Below are 17,657 nucleotides of genomic sequence, written 5' to 3' on the forward strand. Positions count from 1 at the left end.
TTTTGTCTTCAGCTTTTTTAACACGGATTCTGTTGCTGCCAACAATTCTATTGTTCAATTTTTTTAGCGCAAATCCAGCACCTTTTGGTTCCAGTATTTCAACAAAACCAAAACCTTTGGACTTACCGTTAGATTGATCTAACACCAATTCACAAGATTCTACGGTGCCATATTCTTCAAAGAGAGCCTTTAATTCTTCCTTGGTCGTACTACGATCTAGATTAAGAATCATCATTTTCATATATTATTGTTCCCCTAAGTATGGAAAAGCGCACCATGACAACAAAGCAAATAACAGTAAAGCAGCACCCTCTGCGTGAATTCTTTTAATGTCCCCTTATTCCATGTCACATGGCTGTTTATAAAATTCATTTTCATCTGTGTGAAGTATTTAACACCATGTTTTGCCCGAACGGCTGCAGCATGCGTACAAATAAGGTGAGTCCAATGAAACCTGGGTTATCCAAAACATCGGAGAGAGCTGAATGAGAAAACTTATATCAAGTATAGCAACACTATTAATGATAATGTGTCTATCCGCTACTGCACACGCTTGCGATGATGACGGGGTCATAAAAACATCTGCTGAATTGCAAAGAGTGGTGAACTCACATCAAGCCAATCAAAAGAAATTCTGGGGAGAAAAGATAGATCCACTAGTAGCTGAGATTGCAGTCATGACTTCTAAATGGGGGTACAACTATTGTGGAAGTGAAAAGCATGAGTACTCAGAGGCTGCATATAATCACTATGTTCAATGTCTTAATAGCCTGCAATCGCAAGGTATAGCTTCTGAAGAGAGGATAGTTCAATACCAGATGGACGTAATTGAACGCAATAATGCAAAGGCTAAACGTGTAGCCAAGTTCGACCTCTAGCTCCCGAACGATTAGCATCTGACCCGGTCACATACACATTCAATCAGGGGCCCTATCCTTTAGCCCTGAATTTTTACCGTTACTGAAAAAGGACTCTGACCTTAATTCAGGTGAGTTTGAAATACAGGCAAACTACCCCGGTAACGCCAATGCAGCCCCAGGCACCAAGAACCTTAAATTGATTTTAACTTTTGCGTTGTAAAACAAAGCCCAACTCAAAACGTGGGCCTTTGGGGCGGGAAATAATCATTGGAGCTTTGCCTGGCCATGCCCAGCGGGATGGATCAAAGAGCTGACGCATCTCTTTCAGGTCACAATGATATGGCGGGCCTCCAGCATCACCTGTTTGCATCAGCAACAGCAGCAGCACACCACCATCATTGAGCCAGCCATACAGTTTTTTCTCGTATTGCACATACTCTGTTGGTGTCATGGTGCATAAACATGTCTGCTCATACACGGCATCAAAGCGCTCTGACGGATGATAATCAAACAGATCGGCACAAACAGCTTCAGAGCGAGATGCTGAAATATCGTTTAAGGATTGATGCAGGGCAGTGATGGCCGATGGGGCAATATCAAGACCAGTGGCCGCATGACCACGACCTGCCAACTCAATCACTTCATGACCATATCCACAGCCGGGAATCAGTACGCGTGCGCCCTCTTTCACAGCTTCATCATCCAGCCATTGCATCAATGCGGGACTTGGCCCACCACGATCCCAACCGATATCACCTGCCTGATACCGTTCTTCCCAATTCAATGATTCTACTTTCATATCTCACTCTCTATAGAAAAAGGACCACTCACAGAGCAGCCCTTTTTTTCCAATACATTAAGTTAATAACCGTAACGATTCAGATTGCCGATAATTTTTCCAAGGACAAGGCGAAAAAACGGAGCCTACTACTGTAGGTCATTCAAGCCTTCCATGGCTTTCACCCTGTGGGCAACCTATCGGTTGTGCAAACAGCATCCTGCTTTTTTTGTGAGCATTTTTCAACGCCGTCCTCGGGAGAATAAGCGGTGAGCTGAACGTTACTGGTGATATTTAACTGATTCTTCGCGCACCGCTTTGAAGAACTCAATCGCATGTTCAGGTGGTACATCCGGGGTAATACCGTGACCAAGATTAAACACATGGCCATTGCCATGACCAAATTTGGCCAGTATCTCTTTCACTTCTGCACGGATACGTTCCGGCTTAGCATACAACATCGTTGGATCCATATTACCCTGCAAAGCGACCCGATCACCCACGCGTGCCTTAGCTTGATCAATATCAATCGACCAGTCCAAGCCGATCACATCGCAACCTGTGTCAGCCATCGCTTCCAACCACCCCATACCACCCTTGGAATAGAGGATGATTGGCACTTTGCGGCCATCATGTTCACGCGTAAGTTGATCTATAATACGCTGCATATATTGCAAGGAAAATTCGTTATAGTCCTTCGTACTCAGAATACCGCCCCAAGTATCAAAGATCTGCAGCGCCTGCGCCCCACTGGCAATTTGTCCATTCAGATAAGCAGCCACAGAATCAGCCAGTTTTTCGAGCAGCAAGTGCATCGTTTCCGGCTCATTGAACATCATCGCCTTCACCTTAGAAAAGGTTTTGGAGCCACCGCCTTCCACCATATACGTCGCCAATGTCCATGGACTGCCGGTAAAGCCAATCAAAGGCACGCGACCATTCAAATCACGACGAATGGTACTCACCGCATTCATCACATAACCAAGCTCTTTGGTCGGGTCATCGAGTACAGGTAATTTTTCCACATCGGCGCGCGTACGCAACGGATCAGAAAACTTCGGTCCTTCACCTGCTCCAAAACTCAAATCCATACCCATCGCTTCCGGTACGACCAAAATATCAGAGAATAGAATCGCTGCATCTGCATCGAGAATATCAATCGGCTGAATCGCCACTTCCGAACATAATTCCGGCGAACGACACAGATTCAAAAAGCCACCGGCCTTTTCACGTGTAGCACGGTATTCAGCCAGATAACGGCCAGCCTGCCGCATCATCCAAACCGGTGTACGCTCTACATCTTCTTTCAAACATGCGCGTAAAAACAGATCATTCTTTAATTCAGTCATTGTATTATAAAGTCCTTTATTTTTTTACCGCAGAGTACGCGAAGGTACGCAGAGTAAAAACATTTATAAATCATTACCACAAAACATTCATCAAACCTTGCCAGAATCAGTAGTAAGTGGACAACCATTCTTTTGCTTTAACTTTGCGTAACTCTGCGTCCTCTGCGGTGCAGTTTTTTTAACATTAGTCCCAGATGTAACCTTCGGTTGGGCTTGAGGCGTTGGCAAAAGCACGTTTCTGCATGCGTCCAGCCAGAAATGCTGAACGCCCTGCCTTGACCGCATCACGCATAGCCGTCGCCATCAGGCACTCATCGTTGGCTTCTGCAATAGCCGTATTGATCAACGCGGCATCAACTCCCAACTCCATAGCTTTGGCTGCATCAGAAGCGGTACCGATACCGGCATCCACAACAATGGGTACATTCGCACGCTGTTTGATCACGCGAATATTAAACGGATTCGCCAAGCCACGACCTGAACCGATCGGATTGCCCAACGGCATCACGGCCACGCAACCCACCTCTTCAAGCCGGCGTGCTACAATCGGATCATCATTGGTATAGACCATGACCTGAAACCCTTCAGCTACCAGTGTTTCAGCTGCTTTGATGGTCTCTACCACATTAGGATAAAGTGTTTCGGTATCACCCAGCACTTCCAATTTCACCAGATCCCAACCACCGGCTTCACGGGCCAAACGTAAGGTGCGCACAGCGTCTTCAGCATTAAAACAACCGGCAGTATTCGGTAAAATGGTATATTTCTTTGGGTCAATATAATCGAGCAGATTCTCTTTCCCCGGGTCGGTGATATTCACACGACGCACAGCAACAGTAATCATTTCCGCTTCCGATGCTTCAGTCGCATCTTTGGTGGTCTGGAAATCCTTATATTTACCGGAACCCACAATCAATCGTGAATGAAAGGTATAAGTCCCCACTTTAAAAATATCAGACATTTTTATCCCCATAACTTCTTTATATCTTACTATATATCATATCTACTGGAATTTTCTGCCAGTCAACGTTAACAATAATCTGAATAGTTTGCGTGTAATCAACCGCCACCAATCATATGTACCAGCTCTATGCGGTCACCCGCTTTTAAAGCTGTCTCACCATATTGACTTTTTGGCACCACTTCGAGATTGAGTTCGATGGCAATCATCCGTTGCTCAAGTCCAAGCTCTGCAATCAAGTCTGTTAAATTACTTGCTGAAAATGATCGTTCTTCTCCATTCAAGTGGATCGCTATACTATCTGACATAAGGCCTCATCATACAAACAAGATTTACAACAAACCGACATAAAACACACGCTATAGATACATAATCGATCATTTTTTTGATTTTTAAGCATTTTTTTAACCAAGCAGATTGACCCGACATATTGCTCTACTGTAGTGTGAGCCACATGCTAGCAGCAAGTGCTTCCACACCCAACAAGACACAAGCCTCCAATAGCCGTGCAACTACTCCTGCTGGTTGGCATGGTGTTGCTGGAGGCATGGAATCCGCAAAAAACGCTATCCGAAACGGCGATCTGGCTCAGGCTGAACTTATTCTGACTGAACTACTGAACTTTGCCCCTGTTGAAATCAGAGCATGGAAACTGCTTGCCAGAACACAGCGACATCTGGGGCACATTGATGAAGGTATCAATAGCGCCCGGCGTGCCTTGCAGTTACAGAACACCAATATTGAAGATGTACCGCTGGTCTCTATCACCATTGCCAAACTGCTTTGGCAACAACATGAATATGATCATGCCCGACAGATGATAGCTTCTTTACTTGAGCAAGAGAGTGACAATGCAGAATGGCTGGATTTACAGCAACAATGGAACAGGGAGCATCAGGAATGAACACATTAAAGATTCTTGTCCTGCATGGGCCGAATTTAAATTTACTGGGGACGCGTGAACCGGCTCACTATGGCGCATCGACCCTGCACGATATCAATCAACAACTGACTGCTTTAGCCGGCACTTTGCATATTGATATCGACAACTATCAAAGTAACCATGAAGGTGATCTGGTAGATCGCATTCATCAGGCCGTGACAGATGCTGTTGATGGCATTGTTATCAATCCGGCCGCCTACACCCATACCAGTATCGCACTACGAGATGCCCTGCTCGCTGCCAACATTCCATTTGTAGAAGTGCATCTATCCAATGTTCATAAACGTGAAGCTTTTAGACACAAATCTATGCTTGCCGATGCAGCCATCGGTGTAGTTGCAGGATTTGGTGCCACCTCATACACCATGGCGCTCAACGGTATCAATCAACAGTTAAGAAACACGTAACACCACAATCAACAACTATACGCACAACACAAAAACAGGAGATAACATGGACATTTCCCATATCCGCAAGCTCATCAAACTTATTCAAAGCTCAGATGTTACTGAGATTGAAGTGACTGAAGGCAATGAAACAATACGCATTTCCCGCCAGGGTCAGGTTGCCGCTGTTGCAGCACCTGTAGTCACGCAATATGCAGCAGCCCCTGCTCCCGCGGCAGCGCCTGCTGCTGATGCTCCAGCCGAAGCCGAGAGTGTGAATGAAGCACACATCGTGAAATCACCGATGGTAGGAACCTTTTACGCGGCACCTAATCCGGATTCAGATGACTTTGTATCTGTAGGCCAAAAGGTCAAAAAGGGTGACACCCTGTGCATCATCGAAGCGATGAAAATGATGAACACCATCGAAGCTGAATATGCAGGTACTGTAGAAGCTATTCTGACTGATAACGCAACACCTGTTGAGTTTGGCCAGAATATCTTTGTTATCGCTCCTTCGGCGTAATCGGGATATCTATGTTTAACAAGATTTTAATCGCCAACCGTGGCGAAATTGCCGTTCGTATCATTCGTGCCTGTAAAGAGATGGGAATCCTGTCAGTAGCTGTCTATTCAGAAGCTGATCGTGACTCCATGCATACCAGACTTGCTGATGAATCCATTTGCATAGGCCCTGCAGCAAGTGCTCAGTCCTATCTTAATATTGCGGCTATCATGGCTGCAGCAGAATTAACCGACGCTGAAGCGATTCACCCCGGTTTTGGTTTCCTTGCTGAGAATGCTGAATTCGCTGATATTGTTATCGAATCCGGTCTTGTCTGGATTGGTCCCACACCTGCATCCATGCGCACCATGGGTGATAAAGTAACCGCTAAGAAAGAGATGGCAAAGGCAGGCGTTCCCCTCGTGCCCGGCTCCACAGGTGCAGTTGAAACCGTTGAAGAAGCCATGGTGATCGCCAAGCAAGCTGGATTCCCGATCATCATCAAGGCATCTGCCGGCGGTGGTGGACGTGGTATGAAAGTGGTACATACTGAAACATCACTACCGAACGCATTTTCCTTGTGTAAACAAGAAGCCGGAGCTGCATTCGGTGATAATACGGTCTTTATCGAGAAGTTTCTTGTTGAACCACGTCATATTGAAGTACAGGTATTGGGCGATACGCATGGCAACCTTATTCACCTGTTTGAACGTGAATGTTCAATGCAACGCAACAATCAAAAAGTACTTGAAGAGGCGCCAAGCCCGGCTCTTGATGATGAAACACGCGCTAAAATTTGTGCCGCTGGTTTAGCTGCTGCCAAGGCAGTGAATTATGTTGGCGCCGGCACCATTGAATTTTTAATGCACGCTGATAAATCTTTCTTTTTCATGGAGATGAATACCCGTATTCAGGTAGAACATCCTGTAACGGAATGGATTACCGGTGTTGATCTGATTGAATGGCAGTTGCGTGTTGCAGCTGGTGAAGAACTCGCATTCACGCAGGATGATATCAAAATCAAAGGCCACGCCATTGAATGCCGTATCAATGCAGAAGACCCCTTCAAATTCATTCCATCACCTGGAACAGTAACGCTGTATCATGCTCCTGGTGGTCGTAGCGTACGTGTAGATTCACAATTATATACCGGGTATAAAATCCCGCCCCACTACGACTCTATGATTGGTAAAATAATCACCCATGCCAGAGACCGCCAGAAATGCATTCGCCGCATGCAACGCGCGATTGATGAATTGGTTATCCTTGGTGTCACCACCAATCAGGAACTACATAGACGACTGCTTGCTAACCCGGGTTTCCAGAAGGCTGATTTTAACATCCACTTCCTGGAAAAATGGCTGCATCAAATCAAGTAGTAGATAGTCAGGGAGTAAGGTGAATGGCGAAAAGGTTTCAACACCTTTCACCTTACTTCCTAACTAAAACTATACGCCGGAGTATTGTGCATGCACCTCTTTAGCATGCATATTCGGCAATTTATTCAGGGCTGCAATCAATGCATTCGCTGAAGCCACCACAATATCAGTATCAGATCCCTGCCCATTAACGATGCGCTCACCATACTGCAAACGAACGGTCACTTCACCCTGTGCATCGGTGCCTGCTGTAATAGCATTCACCGAATAAAGAAGCAGCTTACCATTCGGTTCAACCAGTGATTTGATCGCTTTAAACGCAGCATCAACAGGGCCATCACCTTCTGCCGTGGCTTTATGTATTTCACCATCAATATCCAGTTCAATGGCTGCCACAGGTGTATCACTGGTACCGGATGCCACATGCAAACTTATTAATTTCACATGTTCTCCATCAAGCTCTGCATCATCGGTAAGCAGCGACATCAAATCTTCATCAAACATCTCTTTCTTTTTATCTGCCAATATCTTGAAACGATCAAACACAGCAATCAGGCGCGCATCATCAAGTTCAATGCCCAGTTCCACATAACGCGCTTTAAGTGCTGCACGACCAGAATGTTTTCCCAACACCATACGGTTGGTATTCCAGCCGACAGATTCAGGCGTCATAATTTCATACGTCTTTTTATGCTTTAACATACCATCCTGATGAATACCGGATTCATGCGCAAACGCATTGGCACCAACAATGGCCTTATTGGCCTGAACCGGCATACCGGTAATACTGCTGACCAATTTGGAAGTCGGCACGATTTTGGTGGTATCAATCCCCATCTCAAGATCATAACGATCCGAACGTGTTTTCATGATCATGACAATCTCTTCCAGCGAAGCGTTACCAGCACGCTCACCCAGACCATTCATTGTGCATTCCACCTGACGCGCGCCGTTCTCCACTGCAGCCAGAGAGTTTGCCACAGCCAAGCCCAGATCATTATGACAATGCACGGAAAATATAGCTTGATCAGCATTGGGGACGCGTTCAACCAGGGTGCGAATACGATAACCGAATTCATCCGGAGTCATGTATCCCACGGTATCCGGGATATTGATCACGCGAGCGCCAGCTTTGATCACCGCTTCAACAATACGGCAGAGGAAATCAATCTCAGTACGTCCGGCATCTTCCGCCGAAAACTCTACTTCTGGCACCAAAGATCGAGCTAGCTTCACCGAATCCACTGCACGTTCAAGGACCTGGTCCGGAGTCATGCGCAGTTTGGCCTCCATATGAATCGGACTAGTAGCAATAAATGTGTGGATACGCGCATTGTCACCAGCGGGTTGAACAGCCATAGCTGCACGCTCAATATCTTTGACCGCAGCGCGCGCCAGACCGGCAATTTTAGGGCCATGCACTTCAGTCGCAATACGGTGTACCGCTTCAAAATCACCGGGTGAAGCAATGGGAAAACCTGCTTCAATAATATCCACACCCAACGCACCCAGCGCATGTGCCACGCGCATTTTTTCTTCAATGTTCATTGAGCAACCGGGCGATTGCTCGCCATCGCGCAAGGTTGTATCAAAAATATGTAAACGATCAGACATTATTTCTCCCGCAATAACTGTTCGGCTTGCACATCAATAGACAGAAGCATTCAGTTATCGTTGATTTTCTTAGGACAGCACGAAACAGCAGATGCTGGATTCAGCTCTGCTCATCATCTGTGGCTTTTTTTTCACGTGCTTTCTTTTTCAATTTACGCGCCTGGCGCAGGTATGATAAACGCCTGTTTTGCCACAAACTCAATAACGGTCCGTGCAGACAGTAAGCCAATATCACGGTGAAAGGCACCCGATACGGATCAAGAGCCAGTAACCCGACCAGAACAACAAAGATCACGATGACTCCGCTTGAACGGCGCTGTTTCAAATCAATATCTTTACCCGATACAAAACGCACATTGCTTACCATTAACCAAGCCAGAAAAACAGACATACCAAACCATAGCCATGGTGAGGGCTCAAAGTTCCCATCAATATGGTAAAGTACAGCCATAGCAATCAGCAATGCAGCGCCTGGTGTAGGCAGCCCCTGGAAATAGCGTTTATCCTGCACTTCCAATTTGGTGTTAAAACGCGCCAAACGAATTGCGGCACAAGCCACCAGAAAAAATGCTCCAAGCCACGCTAATCGATGCAGATCCGAGCCCAGATTCACCAATGCCCAGAAATAGAGCAAAATAGCAGGTGCCACACCAAAGGAAAGCATATCACACAAGGAGTCATACTCTGCGCCGAAATTTGTTTCAGCATGCAATAGTCGAGCCACACGCCCATCAAGCATATCAAAAACAGCAGCGGCCAAAATAGCCCAGGCGGCTATTTCAAAATTCCCCTGAATGGATGCGATTAAGGAATAAAATCCGGAAAATAGCCCCATTGTAGTAAATAGACTTGGCAGCAGATAAACGCCACGCTCGGCTACTTTTTCTTTAAGTTTCGGCATTGTTAACAACTTCCTTTTTATGCTGACGAGCAATAATGCTCAGTCCAGCATTCACTTTATCACCAACCCTAACATTTAAGGTGTAATCAGCAGGTATTTCACAATTCACCCGGGAACCAAAGCGGATCATTCCAATACGTTCACCGGCAGCCATCTGATCACCGACTTTTACATAAGAGACAATACGGCGTGCCACCAACCCTGAAATCTGGGTAAAGGCGATCTTGCTACCGTTATCACATTCCATTTCAAAACGGTTACGTTCATTTTCTTCACTGGCATGATCAAAGCTGGCATTGATAAATTTACCCGGAGTATAGTCCATCGCACTGATACGACCCGCCATCGGCGCTCTGTTTACATGCACATCAAATACATTCATAAAGATATCAACACGCTGATACCCATCTTCAGTCATCTCTGCACGGACCACTTTGCCATCGGCCGGAGAAATGAACAGATTATCACCCATCGGCATTGTATGGTTTGGATCACGAAAGAAATTCACCATGAATAATAACAGTAGCAACAGAACGACAGTAGGAATCGTCCAACAAAAGGCATACGAAATGAGCAATAATAGTGCCGTTGGTATAATAAACGGCCAACCTTCTGGCGCGAATGGCATTTTGCCGCGAGGGCGGCCAAGAATAGGAAGTTCTTTAGTCATGTCGGTACACTATGAGTTTGTGGTACCGAAGGGAATAGCACCTATGCAGTTGTTCATAAGCTTGTCTGTGCAACATTCCCCACATCAGGTTCATCATGTCCAAAAGTGTTTCATCAAAGGCTAAACCTCAATCCTCGCTTCCTGACGAAAACTTTTACCGAGCAAAAAGAACTCGGATGACGTTTTTCGACTGGCTGCCGGTTTAATATTTTTCACTTTCTGAAATGATTTACCCAGATCACGGCGAAATCCATCATAACCTTCACCCATAAAGGTTTTCATCAACACATCGCCACCGGGGCGTAAATATTGACTCGCAAAATACAGGGTCATTTCGTTCAAACCTATCATACGCATCTGATCTACCAGCTTATCACCGGCCATTTCAGGAGCCATATCGGAGACAACCATATCAACCTGACGCCCTTGCAATGCTTCAGCTAAAGCCTGCTGGCCTTCTGCTGAATTAAAATCACCCTGAATCAGGGTAACGCCATTAACAGGATCCAGTGGCAGCAGATCAATACCAATAACCAGCCCTTCTGGCCCCACATACTTAGCCAGTTCCACACTCCATGAACCCGGCGCACAACCCAAATCAACGACCACACTGTTTCTTTTTATTTTTAAACCATGCTTTTCATTGTCCAGGATTTCAGTCAATTTAAATGCAGCCCGTGATCGTTTACCCTCACGCTGAGCCCGTTTAACATGTGGATCATTGGCATGGCGTTGAAACCAGGCTGAAGTCTTGCGATCCGATTTACTCTTTGATGACATTCCCATGTGCTTTATAATCCTATTGAAACATTCAGGTGTAGTGATATGTTGTTAGCGCTTATTAAAACATAAACAGACAACGATATGAAATATATTACTGTAAGCTATTCAAGCCATCCATCGTTTTCCACCCTGCGGGCAAGCTATCGCTTATTCAGCTTTATTTATGAGAAAAGTACCAATTATTTTTATAGCCATAGCTAATTCAGCTTGCCGTTGATTTTTCTAAGGACAAGGCAAAAAAGCGGACGACGCCATGGATGGAGAAGGTAGAGCGACGCAGGATGCCAAAGCCGAGCGTACTCGTGTACGCGAGCATTTTTGAACGCAGTAATTAGGAAAATCAGGGGGGGGGTAAGCTGGACAGCTAGAACTATTCTTTCATTCTCCAGCCAATACGCCATAGATGCCAACATGAAACTATCGTCAGCAATGATGTGCCAATCACCACCATGATCGATGCATACGGGTCAGTATCACCAATACCAAGAAAACCATAACGAAAACCATCCGTCAGATAGAAAAATGGATTCGCATTATTTATCTGCTGCCAGAATTCAGGTAGTTGTTTGACTGAATAAAAGACACCGGAGAGAAAAGTCAGCGGCAGGATCACAAAATTGGTCACCATGGCGATATTATCAAAATCTTTAGCCCACATGCCGGCAATCAAGCCCAGTCCACCCATCATAATACTGGCACACAATCCATAGAGCAGAATGATACTCAGGTGCATGACTGAGATATCAACAAATGGATACAATACCGACAGGAAAACAACGGCCACAACCGTGGCACGCACTACAGCTGCGGCAAGAAAAGCCACCACCACTTCAAGAGCGGAGAGCGGTGCCATCAGCAGATAGATATTCATTCCCATCACCTTACCCATAATCATGGAGCTGGAGGTATTGGCAAAGGCATTTTGCATCATCGCCATCATGGCCAGGCCGGGTACCAGAAAAGTAAAATAATCGACATCTAAACCGGGTACTTGTCGCTCACCCATGGCATAACGAAAAATAAGCAGGTATAAAATTGCGGTTAGTGCGGGGGTGACAATGGTCTGCATTTTCACCTTGAGAAAACGGTGCACTTCTCTTTTAAATAGCGTCATGCAACCACGCAGGTTCATTGTACTCATGTTCTTTCCCTGATCTCTTTTTTGGTCAGACGCAAAAACACATCTTCGAGGTCTTCTGATCGCACTCCGGCATCCTGTGGCGGCCCGAAGCGGGCAACTGCAGCCTCATAGGCAGTATGAAAGGTAGATTGACCATTCTCAAGTTTACCCAGTTGCAAACAAACACCTGTATCACTCACACGCGGTTTAAAATCCGTCAGCGCAAGCGTATCTGCCTCGGAAAGTGATAGTGGTTTATCATAATTCATCCATAAATAAGAAGATGCCACCTGCTGCATCAAATCGGCCATTGGTTGTGCCGTAACCACCTTACCCTGATCAATAATCGCCACATGATCGCATAGCTCTTCTGCTTCATCCAGATAATGGGTGGTTAACAGAATTGTCGTACCGGCAGCGTTCAGCTCACGCATAAAGCCCCATAAACGACGCCTCAACTCTACATCCACACCGGCTGTCGGTTCATCTAAAATCACAAGTTTCGGTTTATGTACCAGTGCTTGTGCTACCAGCAGCCTACGGCGCATACCTCCGGAAAGCTGACGGGTATTTTTACCCACATGAGCGGTTAACTCCAATCGATCCAGCAAATGATCAATCCAGGCATCATCAGGCTTACTGCCAAACAGACCAGAGGTAATAGCCAATACTTCACGCGGCGTAAAAAATGGATCAAACGCCACTTCCTGTGGCACTACGCCAATCTGTCGTTTACACCAATTGCGCTCGGCAAACAGGTCTTGATCAAACAATCGTGCCGAACCACCGGTGGCAAGCACCGTATCAGCCAAAATATTAATCAGGGTACTTTTGCCTGCTCCGTTAGGCCCCAGCAGTGCAAAAAAACTACCCTTGGGTACCGATAACGACACATCATGCAGAGCAACATTACCGTTGCTATAGACCTTACTCAGGCCTTTAATTTCCAAAGCACTCATAATAGGCACACCCTAGTCTTAAACAGGAGATAAAAAAAAGCGGAGCCCGAAGGCTCCGCAACAAAAGAGAACACCACGCTCAATTAATAACCGGCGTTAGCACAACCGCTGCCACCAGACTCAGCCGGCGTGAACGATTTACCACAACCACAGCTTGAGGCTGCATTAGGATTTCGAATCACAAAAGATTCACCCTGCAACGAGGTCTGATAATCAATTTCGGCACCGTTAAGCATTTCCATGCTCATCTGATCAACGAGTAATTTGACACCATGATTTTCAACAACCGTATCGTTGTCATTAATCTTGTCATCAAATGTAAACCCATATTGAAAACCTGAGCAACCACCACCGGAAACAAACACACGCAAATTAAGCGTATCTGCTTCTTTTTCCAGTAAGCCCTGAACTTTCACAGCGGCTGCTTCTGTTAATGCTACGGCCATTTTACACCTCTCAATAAATACCTGAGCGCAATCCTCGGATATTTTTATAACGATGGCAAATCTATATTAACGATTGTTACGGATAAATGAAGGCCCATGGTTTATTTAGCAGGCCTTCTAAACAACCAATACGAGATGTATCAATATCCCCGTCCCATTGATTGCGACTTGCAGCACTCCTTTTCACATTCAACGCAGGTGATTAAATGCCGATATGATTGCCTTAAAGGATACTGTGACACTATCCGCATCAATCGCTGCCCCACTGATGTGTTCACCATCCACAGACATGCGAACAAAGGCTACTGCTTTTGCGTCCGTTCCCCGGCCTATGGCGTGTTCATCATAATGGATAACCTGAACATTCTGACCGCTATAACGCTGCCAGGCGTCCACAAAAGCAGCAATACCGCCCTCCCCGCTGCCGTTCAATGTCACCGTTTCATTCCCATGTTTAAGGTGCATATCAACAATGTGCGCTGCTCCATTGCGCTGCAATTGATAATCCTGCAGTTGATGACAATGTGAGCGCATCACGGACGTATCATGGATGTAGTGCTTTTCGAACAGTTTATAGATCCCGGCACTATCTATCTCACCACCACTGTTATCACTTTCACGCTGCACTACTTGCGCCATCTCAACCTGCAGCCAGCGCGGCAATACAATGCCGTAATCGCGTTCCAACAGAAAAGCGACACCACCCTTCCCTGACTGGCTATTCACACGAATCACCGCCTCGTAATCTCTGCCAATATCGCGTGGATCGATGGGCAGATAAGCCACTTGCCATGCTTCATCCTGCTGCTGTTGATGCAGGCATTTCCGAATTGCATCCTGATGACTGCCGGAGAATGCGGTATAGACCATCTCTCCAAACCAGGGATGGCGTGGAGGAACCGTTAAACCGGTAGATGCACTATATATTCGCATCATCTCCTCAGAATTGGACAAGTCGAGTTCAGGATCAATGCCCTGACTATATAAATTCATAGCCATGGTAATGACATCCATATTGCCCGTACGCTCGCCATTGCCGAACAATGTGCCTTCAACACGTTCAGCCCCTGCCAATAGTGCCAATTCTGATGAGGCAACTGCTCCTCCGCGATCATTATGGGTGTGAACGGACAGGGTAATATGATCGCGCCATTTTATATGTGTGGAGAAGTACTCCACCTGATCTGCAAACAGATTGGGCGTAGATATTTCAACTGTACCCGGTAAATTGATAATGCAGGCCTGATCAGCTCCCGGCTGCCAGACATCCAACACTGCTTCACACACCTCCACTGCGTAATCGATCTCCGTGCTACTAAAACTCTCCGGGCTATATTCAAACACCCATTCGGTATCGGGATACTTTGCAGCTTCACGCTTCACCCATTCAGCACCGTGTCGGGCAATGGCTGTAATACCCTCACGACCAAGCTTAAACACCCGCTCACGTTGCACCGGCGATACTGAGTTATAGACGTGCATGATTGCTCTCTGCACCCCAGATAACGCCTCAAAGGAACGCTTGATCAAATCCTCCCGTGCAGGCATCAATACCTGCACCGTCACATCCTCTGGAATCTGCGCTTCATCGATCAACCAACGCACAAAGTCATAGTCAGCCTGGCTTGCAGAAGGAAAACCAACTTCGATCTCTTTAAAGCCCATATTGACCAACAAGCCCCACATCTGCTGCTTTTTGTGCATATTCATAGGCTCGATCAGCGCCTGATTACCATCGCGCAGATCCACACTTACCCAGCGCGGGGCCTTTTCGATAACACGGTTCGGCCATGCGCGATTCTCAATCGCCACACTGGCCGCTGGTCGATACTTATGATGATCAAATGGGTTCATGATGGTGTTACTCCAATAATAATATCTCGCCATGTACTGCTTAGAGCACTGTGATTAACAATGGCTGGCGATGCCTTTCCAAACGCATCTGGAATAGCGCAATATTAAATCATCTATCATGAAATTATCTTGCGTTGTTAAGTGATAAAATCTATTTATAACAATATAATTGCTGTAATGTATATATTATGCGTATAATCCACTGACATAAGAGGAATTTATGAAACGTAATCGATTTGACCAGCGTATTTTAGAGGTGTTGCAAACAGAGGGCAGACTCAGCAATCAGGAGCTGGCTGACCGTATTGGACTTTCTCCCTCCCCCTGCCTGCGCCGTGTTCGCGCTTTGGAAGAGGCCGGCATCATCTCCGGCTATCGTGCCCTGCTTGATGCGCAACAATTGGGTTTGTCACTCATGGCACTGATCCATATTTCCATGGATCAGCATACGCCCGAACGTTTTGCCAACTTCGAATCCAATATCGCCAAATGGCCTGAAATATTGGAATGCCTACTCATCACCGGCCAGGCGGCTGATTACCAACTCAAGGTGGTGGTCAAAGATATGGATGCGTATCAACAGCTGCTATTGAACAAGATCACCAGCATTGAAGGTGTGCGCGATGTGCATTCAAGCTTTGTATTGCGTCGGGTAGTGGATAAAACCGCCCTGCCGCTGTCTTAGAAAACATTTTCCTTATGCCTATTGCCGGTACACCTCATCGTGTGTCCCCACATTAACTGGAATAATTTCATCAACATCAACAATAAACTCCATCGTAAGACGATAACTGATATTGATTGATACCGAATGTAAGCCGGTCAATCGACCGCCAAGTGCATGCAAGCGCAGTGACGGATGGTGAGGATTTAGTTCTAATAGTTGCAAGGTTTTCAAATATTGTTTTTTTAACTCCGGATGCTTTTTCAAAAATTTAACCGCTCGTTTATTATAACTTGCGGTAAAAACCAATGAATACTTCATTATCCAGCCATTCTTCTTACATGTGCTTCGGCAGACTCCCGAATCACATTGCCATCTGCCACATCCTGACGTGCTTCCAGCAAAGCTGCTTCCAGCTCCATCTCTCTCAGGTAGTGGTAATGATCCACACGCATGACCACATACTTTTCCTTGCCGCGCACGGTGATCATGGCTTCATCCTCAGACTTCAAACCCTCTTCCAAAGCGGATACACCACGCATTTTCAGATCATTGGCCACAATAGTATGCATAACAGACTCCTTAACAACACTACAAACAGTACGATTAAAGAAGGTGGTCTGTCAACATATTCAACGTGTCATTCCACACGACTATCCCTCTCCGTCAACTACAGACTAAACATCAGCACTATCCTGTGACTTAGCATACTCATACACACGAAAAGCAAATATAATAAACAACACATCCAGCACCGCATACGCAAAGCTGACCAGCATTTCGATAACCCAAAACGCCGTGGAAGTCTCATCAAAGAGAGAGAAGAACATAATGTATGGGGCATACAACACCACAGTAATCACTGCAAAGCCGGACAGGATGATCCAAAAGTGCTCTTTTGTTGAGGCAGCACTTTTTATGATCGCATCCATTGGCTCTCTGTGATTCAGCAGCAGTTCAAACTCAGCAAACGCACACCTCACAATGACTATAATACCGGGGACAATCAGCAGCACCAAACCACCAATGGTCGCCAGACCAACCAAAGCACTGAGGGTAATATAAGGGAACCAGCGCTTCATACCCAAGCGCCACAGAGCCTTGCTGCCAATCGCTTCCCCGCTTACAAACGAAGCAATATAATAGACTACAGCAATCGTATAAATCGGATATACTATAAAATGGATCACCATAGGGAGGATTTGCTCTTCCCCATTGGTGAACACGTGCTGATACAGCGTGTTAAATATTTCAACAGGTATAGCAAAAGGCAGCACAATCAATGATAGAGCCACAGCATGAACCTTAAAAAAAGACCAGCTATCTGATAAAAATTCTATATACATCCCTACCCTCTTTGCCGTTGCCAACACCAACACTCAGCGTTCATTCCAGTGGCCAGATACTGTATTCAATCGACACTGGCGTACACAACACAACATATAAAGCTGCTCTGAGTTTTGAGAATAACGCATGCACAAGAAC

22 protein-coding genes are annotated in these 17,657 nt (G+C 45.9%); 6 read left to right on the forward strand and 16 right to left on the reverse strand.

The features are described 5' to 3' along the window. Window positions 1–241 (reverse strand): RNA-binding protein (locus D8Y20_RS12535; RefSeq protein WP_121544056.1); only part of this gene is annotated, 241 nt, incomplete at its 3' end. A gap of 244 nt (window positions 242–485) precedes the next feature. On the opposite strand from D8Y20_RS12535, the gene D8Y20_RS12540 reads away from it, so the two are divergent. After that, a complete protein-coding gene (locus D8Y20_RS12540) occupies window positions 486–878 on the forward strand; it encodes a hypothetical protein (protein WP_121544057.1) in 393 nt (130 codons plus the stop codon). Between the two features lie 184 nt (window positions 879–1,062). Here D8Y20_RS12540 and D8Y20_RS12545 read toward each other — a convergent pair whose 3' ends face one another. The 4 genes from D8Y20_RS12545 to thiS all read right to left on the reverse strand — a co-directional run bounded on the left by D8Y20_RS12545 (window position 1,063) and on the right by thiS (window position 4,256). Beyond that, complete coding sequence (locus D8Y20_RS12545) at window positions 1,063–1,659, reverse strand: methyltransferase domain-containing protein (RefSeq protein ID WP_121544058.1); 597 nt, start codon at window positions 1,657–1,659, stop codon at window positions 1,063–1,065. A 260-nt stretch (window positions 1,660–1,919) separates the two neighbouring features. Further along, a complete protein-coding gene (gene hemE, locus D8Y20_RS12550) occupies window positions 1,920–2,987 on the reverse strand; it encodes a uroporphyrinogen decarboxylase (RefSeq protein ID WP_121544059.1) in 1,068 nt (355 codons plus the stop codon). A 184-nt stretch (window positions 2,988–3,171) separates the two neighbouring features. After that, window positions 3,172–3,948 carry a thiazole synthase gene (locus tag D8Y20_RS12555; protein WP_121544060.1) on the reverse strand — a complete coding sequence of 259 codons (777 nt, stop codon included), beginning with the start codon at window positions 3,946–3,948 and terminating at the stop codon, window positions 3,172–3,174. Between the two features lie 98 nt (window positions 3,949–4,046). Next, window positions 4,047–4,256: a sulfur carrier protein ThiS gene (gene thiS / locus D8Y20_RS12560; RefSeq protein WP_121544061.1), complete on the reverse strand. Its 210-nt coding sequence runs from the start codon at window positions 4,254–4,256 to the stop codon at window positions 4,047–4,049. A 146-nt stretch (window positions 4,257–4,402) separates the two neighbouring features. On the opposite strand from thiS, the gene D8Y20_RS12565 reads away from it, so the two are divergent. Genes D8Y20_RS12565 through accC form a run of 4 tightly spaced genes read left to right on the forward strand, consistent with a single transcriptional unit; the run spans window position 4,403 to window position 7,161 of the window. Then, on the forward strand, window positions 4,403–4,852 hold the full coding sequence (locus D8Y20_RS12565; protein WP_236075441.1) for a M48 family metallopeptidase: 450 nt from the start codon (window positions 4,403–4,405) through the stop codon (window positions 4,850–4,852). Then, window positions 4,849–5,298, forward strand: a complete 450-nt coding sequence (gene aroQ, locus D8Y20_RS12570; protein ID WP_121544062.1) for a type II 3-dehydroquinate dehydratase — start codon at window positions 4,849–4,851, stop codon at window positions 5,296–5,298. The genes D8Y20_RS12565 and aroQ overlap by 4 nt, the downstream gene beginning before the upstream one ends. A gap of 46 nt (window positions 5,299–5,344) precedes the next feature. Then, a complete protein-coding gene (gene accB, locus D8Y20_RS12575; protein ID WP_121544063.1) occupies window positions 5,345–5,803 on the forward strand; it encodes an acetyl-CoA carboxylase biotin carboxyl carrier protein in 459 nt (152 codons plus the stop codon). Window positions 5,804–5,814: 11 nt separating this feature from the next. After that, the gene (gene accC, locus D8Y20_RS12580) at window positions 5,815–7,161 is read left to right on the forward strand and encodes an acetyl-CoA carboxylase biotin carboxylase subunit (protein ID WP_121544064.1); all 1,347 of its coding nucleotides are present in this window, start codon (window positions 5,815–5,817) and stop codon (window positions 7,159–7,161) included. Window positions 7,162–7,230: 69 nt separating this feature from the next. On the opposite strand, the gene D8Y20_RS12585 is transcribed toward accC, so the two are convergent. From D8Y20_RS12585 to leuA, 8 genes are all read right to left on the reverse strand, one after another. Beyond that, a complete protein-coding gene (locus tag D8Y20_RS12585; protein WP_121544065.1) occupies window positions 7,231–8,775 on the reverse strand; it encodes a 2-isopropylmalate synthase in 1,545 nt (514 codons plus the stop codon). A 100-nt stretch (window positions 8,776–8,875) separates the two neighbouring features. After that, window positions 8,876–9,676, reverse strand: coding sequence for a CDP-diacylglycerol--serine O-phosphatidyltransferase (pssA, locus tag D8Y20_RS12590; protein WP_121544066.1), 801 nt, complete (start codon window positions 9,674–9,676; stop codon window positions 8,876–8,878). Further along, window positions 9,663–10,346, reverse strand: coding sequence for a phosphatidylserine decarboxylase family protein (locus tag D8Y20_RS12595; RefSeq protein ID WP_121544067.1), 684 nt, complete (start codon window positions 10,344–10,346; stop codon window positions 9,663–9,665). The genes pssA and D8Y20_RS12595 overlap by 14 nt, the downstream gene beginning before the upstream one ends. Before the next feature lie 120 nt (window positions 10,347–10,466). Then, a complete protein-coding gene (locus D8Y20_RS12600; RefSeq protein WP_121544068.1) occupies window positions 10,467–11,132 on the reverse strand; it encodes an RlmE family RNA methyltransferase in 666 nt (221 codons plus the stop codon). Between the two features lie 367 nt (window positions 11,133–11,499). Beyond that, on the reverse strand, window positions 11,500–12,270 hold the full coding sequence (locus D8Y20_RS12605) for an ABC transporter permease (protein WP_121544069.1): 771 nt from the start codon (window positions 12,268–12,270) through the stop codon (window positions 11,500–11,502). Beyond that, window positions 12,267–13,208 (reverse strand): ABC transporter ATP-binding protein, encoded by a 942-nt coding sequence (locus D8Y20_RS12610; RefSeq protein WP_121544070.1) that lies wholly within the window; start codon window positions 13,206–13,208, stop codon window positions 12,267–12,269. Before D8Y20_RS12610 ends, D8Y20_RS12605 begins: the two co-directional genes overlap by 4 nt. 83 nt (window positions 13,209–13,291) lie before the next feature. After that, window positions 13,292–13,654 (reverse strand): iron-sulfur cluster insertion protein ErpA, encoded by a 363-nt coding sequence (erpA, locus tag D8Y20_RS12615; protein ID WP_121544071.1) that lies wholly within the window; start codon window positions 13,652–13,654, stop codon window positions 13,292–13,294. Window positions 13,655–13,843: 189 nt separating this feature from the next. Then, a complete protein-coding gene (leuA, locus tag D8Y20_RS12620; protein WP_121544072.1) occupies window positions 13,844–15,508 on the reverse strand; it encodes a 2-isopropylmalate synthase in 1,665 nt (554 codons plus the stop codon). A 220-nt stretch (window positions 15,509–15,728) separates the two neighbouring features. On the opposite strand from leuA, the gene D8Y20_RS12625 reads away from it, so the two are divergent. Continuing rightward, window positions 15,729–16,193: an Lrp/AsnC family transcriptional regulator gene (locus tag D8Y20_RS12625; protein ID WP_121544073.1), complete on the forward strand. Its 465-nt coding sequence runs from the start codon at window positions 15,729–15,731 to the stop codon at window positions 16,191–16,193. 18 nt (window positions 16,194–16,211) lie between these two features. On the opposite strand, the gene D8Y20_RS12630 is transcribed toward D8Y20_RS12625, so the two are convergent. The 3 genes from D8Y20_RS12630 to D8Y20_RS12640 all read right to left on the reverse strand — a co-directional run bounded on the left by D8Y20_RS12630 (window position 16,212) and on the right by D8Y20_RS12640 (window position 17,518). Further along, on the reverse strand, window positions 16,212–16,493 hold the full coding sequence (locus D8Y20_RS12630) for a plasmid stabilization protein (RefSeq protein WP_121544074.1): 282 nt from the start codon (window positions 16,491–16,493) through the stop codon (window positions 16,212–16,214). Beyond that, on the reverse strand, window positions 16,493–16,744 hold the full coding sequence (locus tag D8Y20_RS12635; RefSeq protein ID WP_121544075.1) for a type II toxin-antitoxin system Phd/YefM family antitoxin: 252 nt from the start codon (window positions 16,742–16,744) through the stop codon (window positions 16,493–16,495). Before D8Y20_RS12635 ends, D8Y20_RS12630 begins: the two co-directional genes overlap by 1 nt. A 105-nt stretch (window positions 16,745–16,849) precedes the next feature. Beyond that, window positions 16,850–17,518: a hypothetical protein gene (locus D8Y20_RS12640; protein WP_121544076.1), complete on the reverse strand. Its 669-nt coding sequence runs from the start codon at window positions 17,516–17,518 to the stop codon at window positions 16,850–16,852. Window positions 17,519–17,657: the final 139 nt, after the last annotated feature.

Origin of the sequence: Mariprofundus sp. EBB-1, from assembly GCF_003665155.1 — a bacterium.
Lineage (GTDB): Bacteria > Pseudomonadota > Zetaproteobacteria > Mariprofundales > Mariprofundaceae > Mariprofundus.

What these genes read in the sequence shown, in the direction of transcription:
- leuA (WP_121544072.1), bottom strand. Translation starts at nt 15,508, where the DNA reads ATGAACCCATTTGATCATCATAAGTATCGACCAGCGGCCAGTGTGGCG.
- thiS (WP_121544061.1), bottom strand. Translation starts at nt 4,256, where the DNA reads ATGTCAGATAGTATAGCGATCCACTTGAATGGAGAAGAACGATCATTT.
- D8Y20_RS12625 (WP_121544073.1), top strand. Translation starts at nt 15,729, where the DNA reads ATGAAACGTAATCGATTTGACCAGCGTATTTTAGAGGTGTTGCAAACA.
- hemE (WP_121544059.1), bottom strand. Translation starts at nt 2,987, where the DNA reads ATGACTGAATTAAAGAATGATCTGTTTTTACGCGCATGTTTGAAAGAA.
- D8Y20_RS12600 (WP_121544068.1), bottom strand. Translation starts at nt 11,132, where the DNA reads ATGGGAATGTCATCAAAGAGTAAATCGGATCGCAAGACTTCAGCCTGG.
- D8Y20_RS12610 (WP_121544070.1), bottom strand. Translation starts at nt 13,208, where the DNA reads ATGAGTGCTTTGGAAATTAAAGGCCTGAGTAAGGTCTATAGCAACGGT.
- D8Y20_RS12635 (WP_121544075.1), bottom strand. Translation starts at nt 16,744, where the DNA reads ATGCATACTATTGTGGCCAATGATCTGAAAATGCGTGGTGTATCCGCT.
- D8Y20_RS12630 (WP_121544074.1), bottom strand. Translation starts at nt 16,493, where the DNA reads ATGAAGTATTCATTGGTTTTTACCGCAAGTTATAATAAACGAGCGGTT.
- pssA (WP_121544066.1), bottom strand. Translation starts at nt 9,676, where the DNA reads ATGCCGAAACTTAAAGAAAAAGTAGCCGAGCGTGGCGTTTATCTGCTG.
- D8Y20_RS12555 (WP_121544060.1), bottom strand. Translation starts at nt 3,948, where the DNA reads ATGTCTGATATTTTTAAAGTGGGGACTTATACCTTTCATTCACGATTG.
- D8Y20_RS12540 (WP_121544057.1), top strand. Translation starts at nt 486, where the DNA reads ATGAGAAAACTTATATCAAGTATAGCAACACTATTAATGATAATGTGT.
- D8Y20_RS12640 (WP_121544076.1), bottom strand. Translation starts at nt 17,518, where the DNA reads ATGTATATAGAATTTTTATCAGATAGCTGGTCTTTTTTTAAGGTTCAT.
- accB (WP_121544063.1), top strand. Translation starts at nt 5,345, where the DNA reads ATGGACATTTCCCATATCCGCAAGCTCATCAAACTTATTCAAAGCTCA.
- aroQ (WP_121544062.1), top strand. Translation starts at nt 4,849, where the DNA reads ATGAACACATTAAAGATTCTTGTCCTGCATGGGCCGAATTTAAATTTA.
- accC (WP_121544064.1), top strand. Translation starts at nt 5,815, where the DNA reads ATGTTTAACAAGATTTTAATCGCCAACCGTGGCGAAATTGCCGTTCGT.
- erpA (WP_121544071.1), bottom strand. Translation starts at nt 13,654, where the DNA reads ATGGCCGTAGCATTAACAGAAGCAGCCGCTGTGAAAGTTCAGGGCTTA.
- D8Y20_RS12595 (WP_121544067.1), bottom strand. Translation starts at nt 10,346, where the DNA reads ATGACTAAAGAACTTCCTATTCTTGGCCGCCCTCGCGGCAAAATGCCA.
- D8Y20_RS12565 (WP_236075441.1), top strand. Translation starts at nt 4,403, where the DNA reads ATGCTAGCAGCAAGTGCTTCCACACCCAACAAGACACAAGCCTCCAAT.
- D8Y20_RS12585 (WP_121544065.1), bottom strand. Translation starts at nt 8,775, where the DNA reads ATGTCTGATCGTTTACATATTTTTGATACAACCTTGCGCGATGGCGAG.
- D8Y20_RS12605 (WP_121544069.1), bottom strand. Translation starts at nt 12,270, where the DNA reads ATGAGTACAATGAACCTGCGTGGTTGCATGACGCTATTTAAAAGAGAA.
- D8Y20_RS12545 (WP_121544058.1), bottom strand. Translation starts at nt 1,659, where the DNA reads ATGAAAGTAGAATCATTGAATTGGGAAGAACGGTATCAGGCAGGTGAT.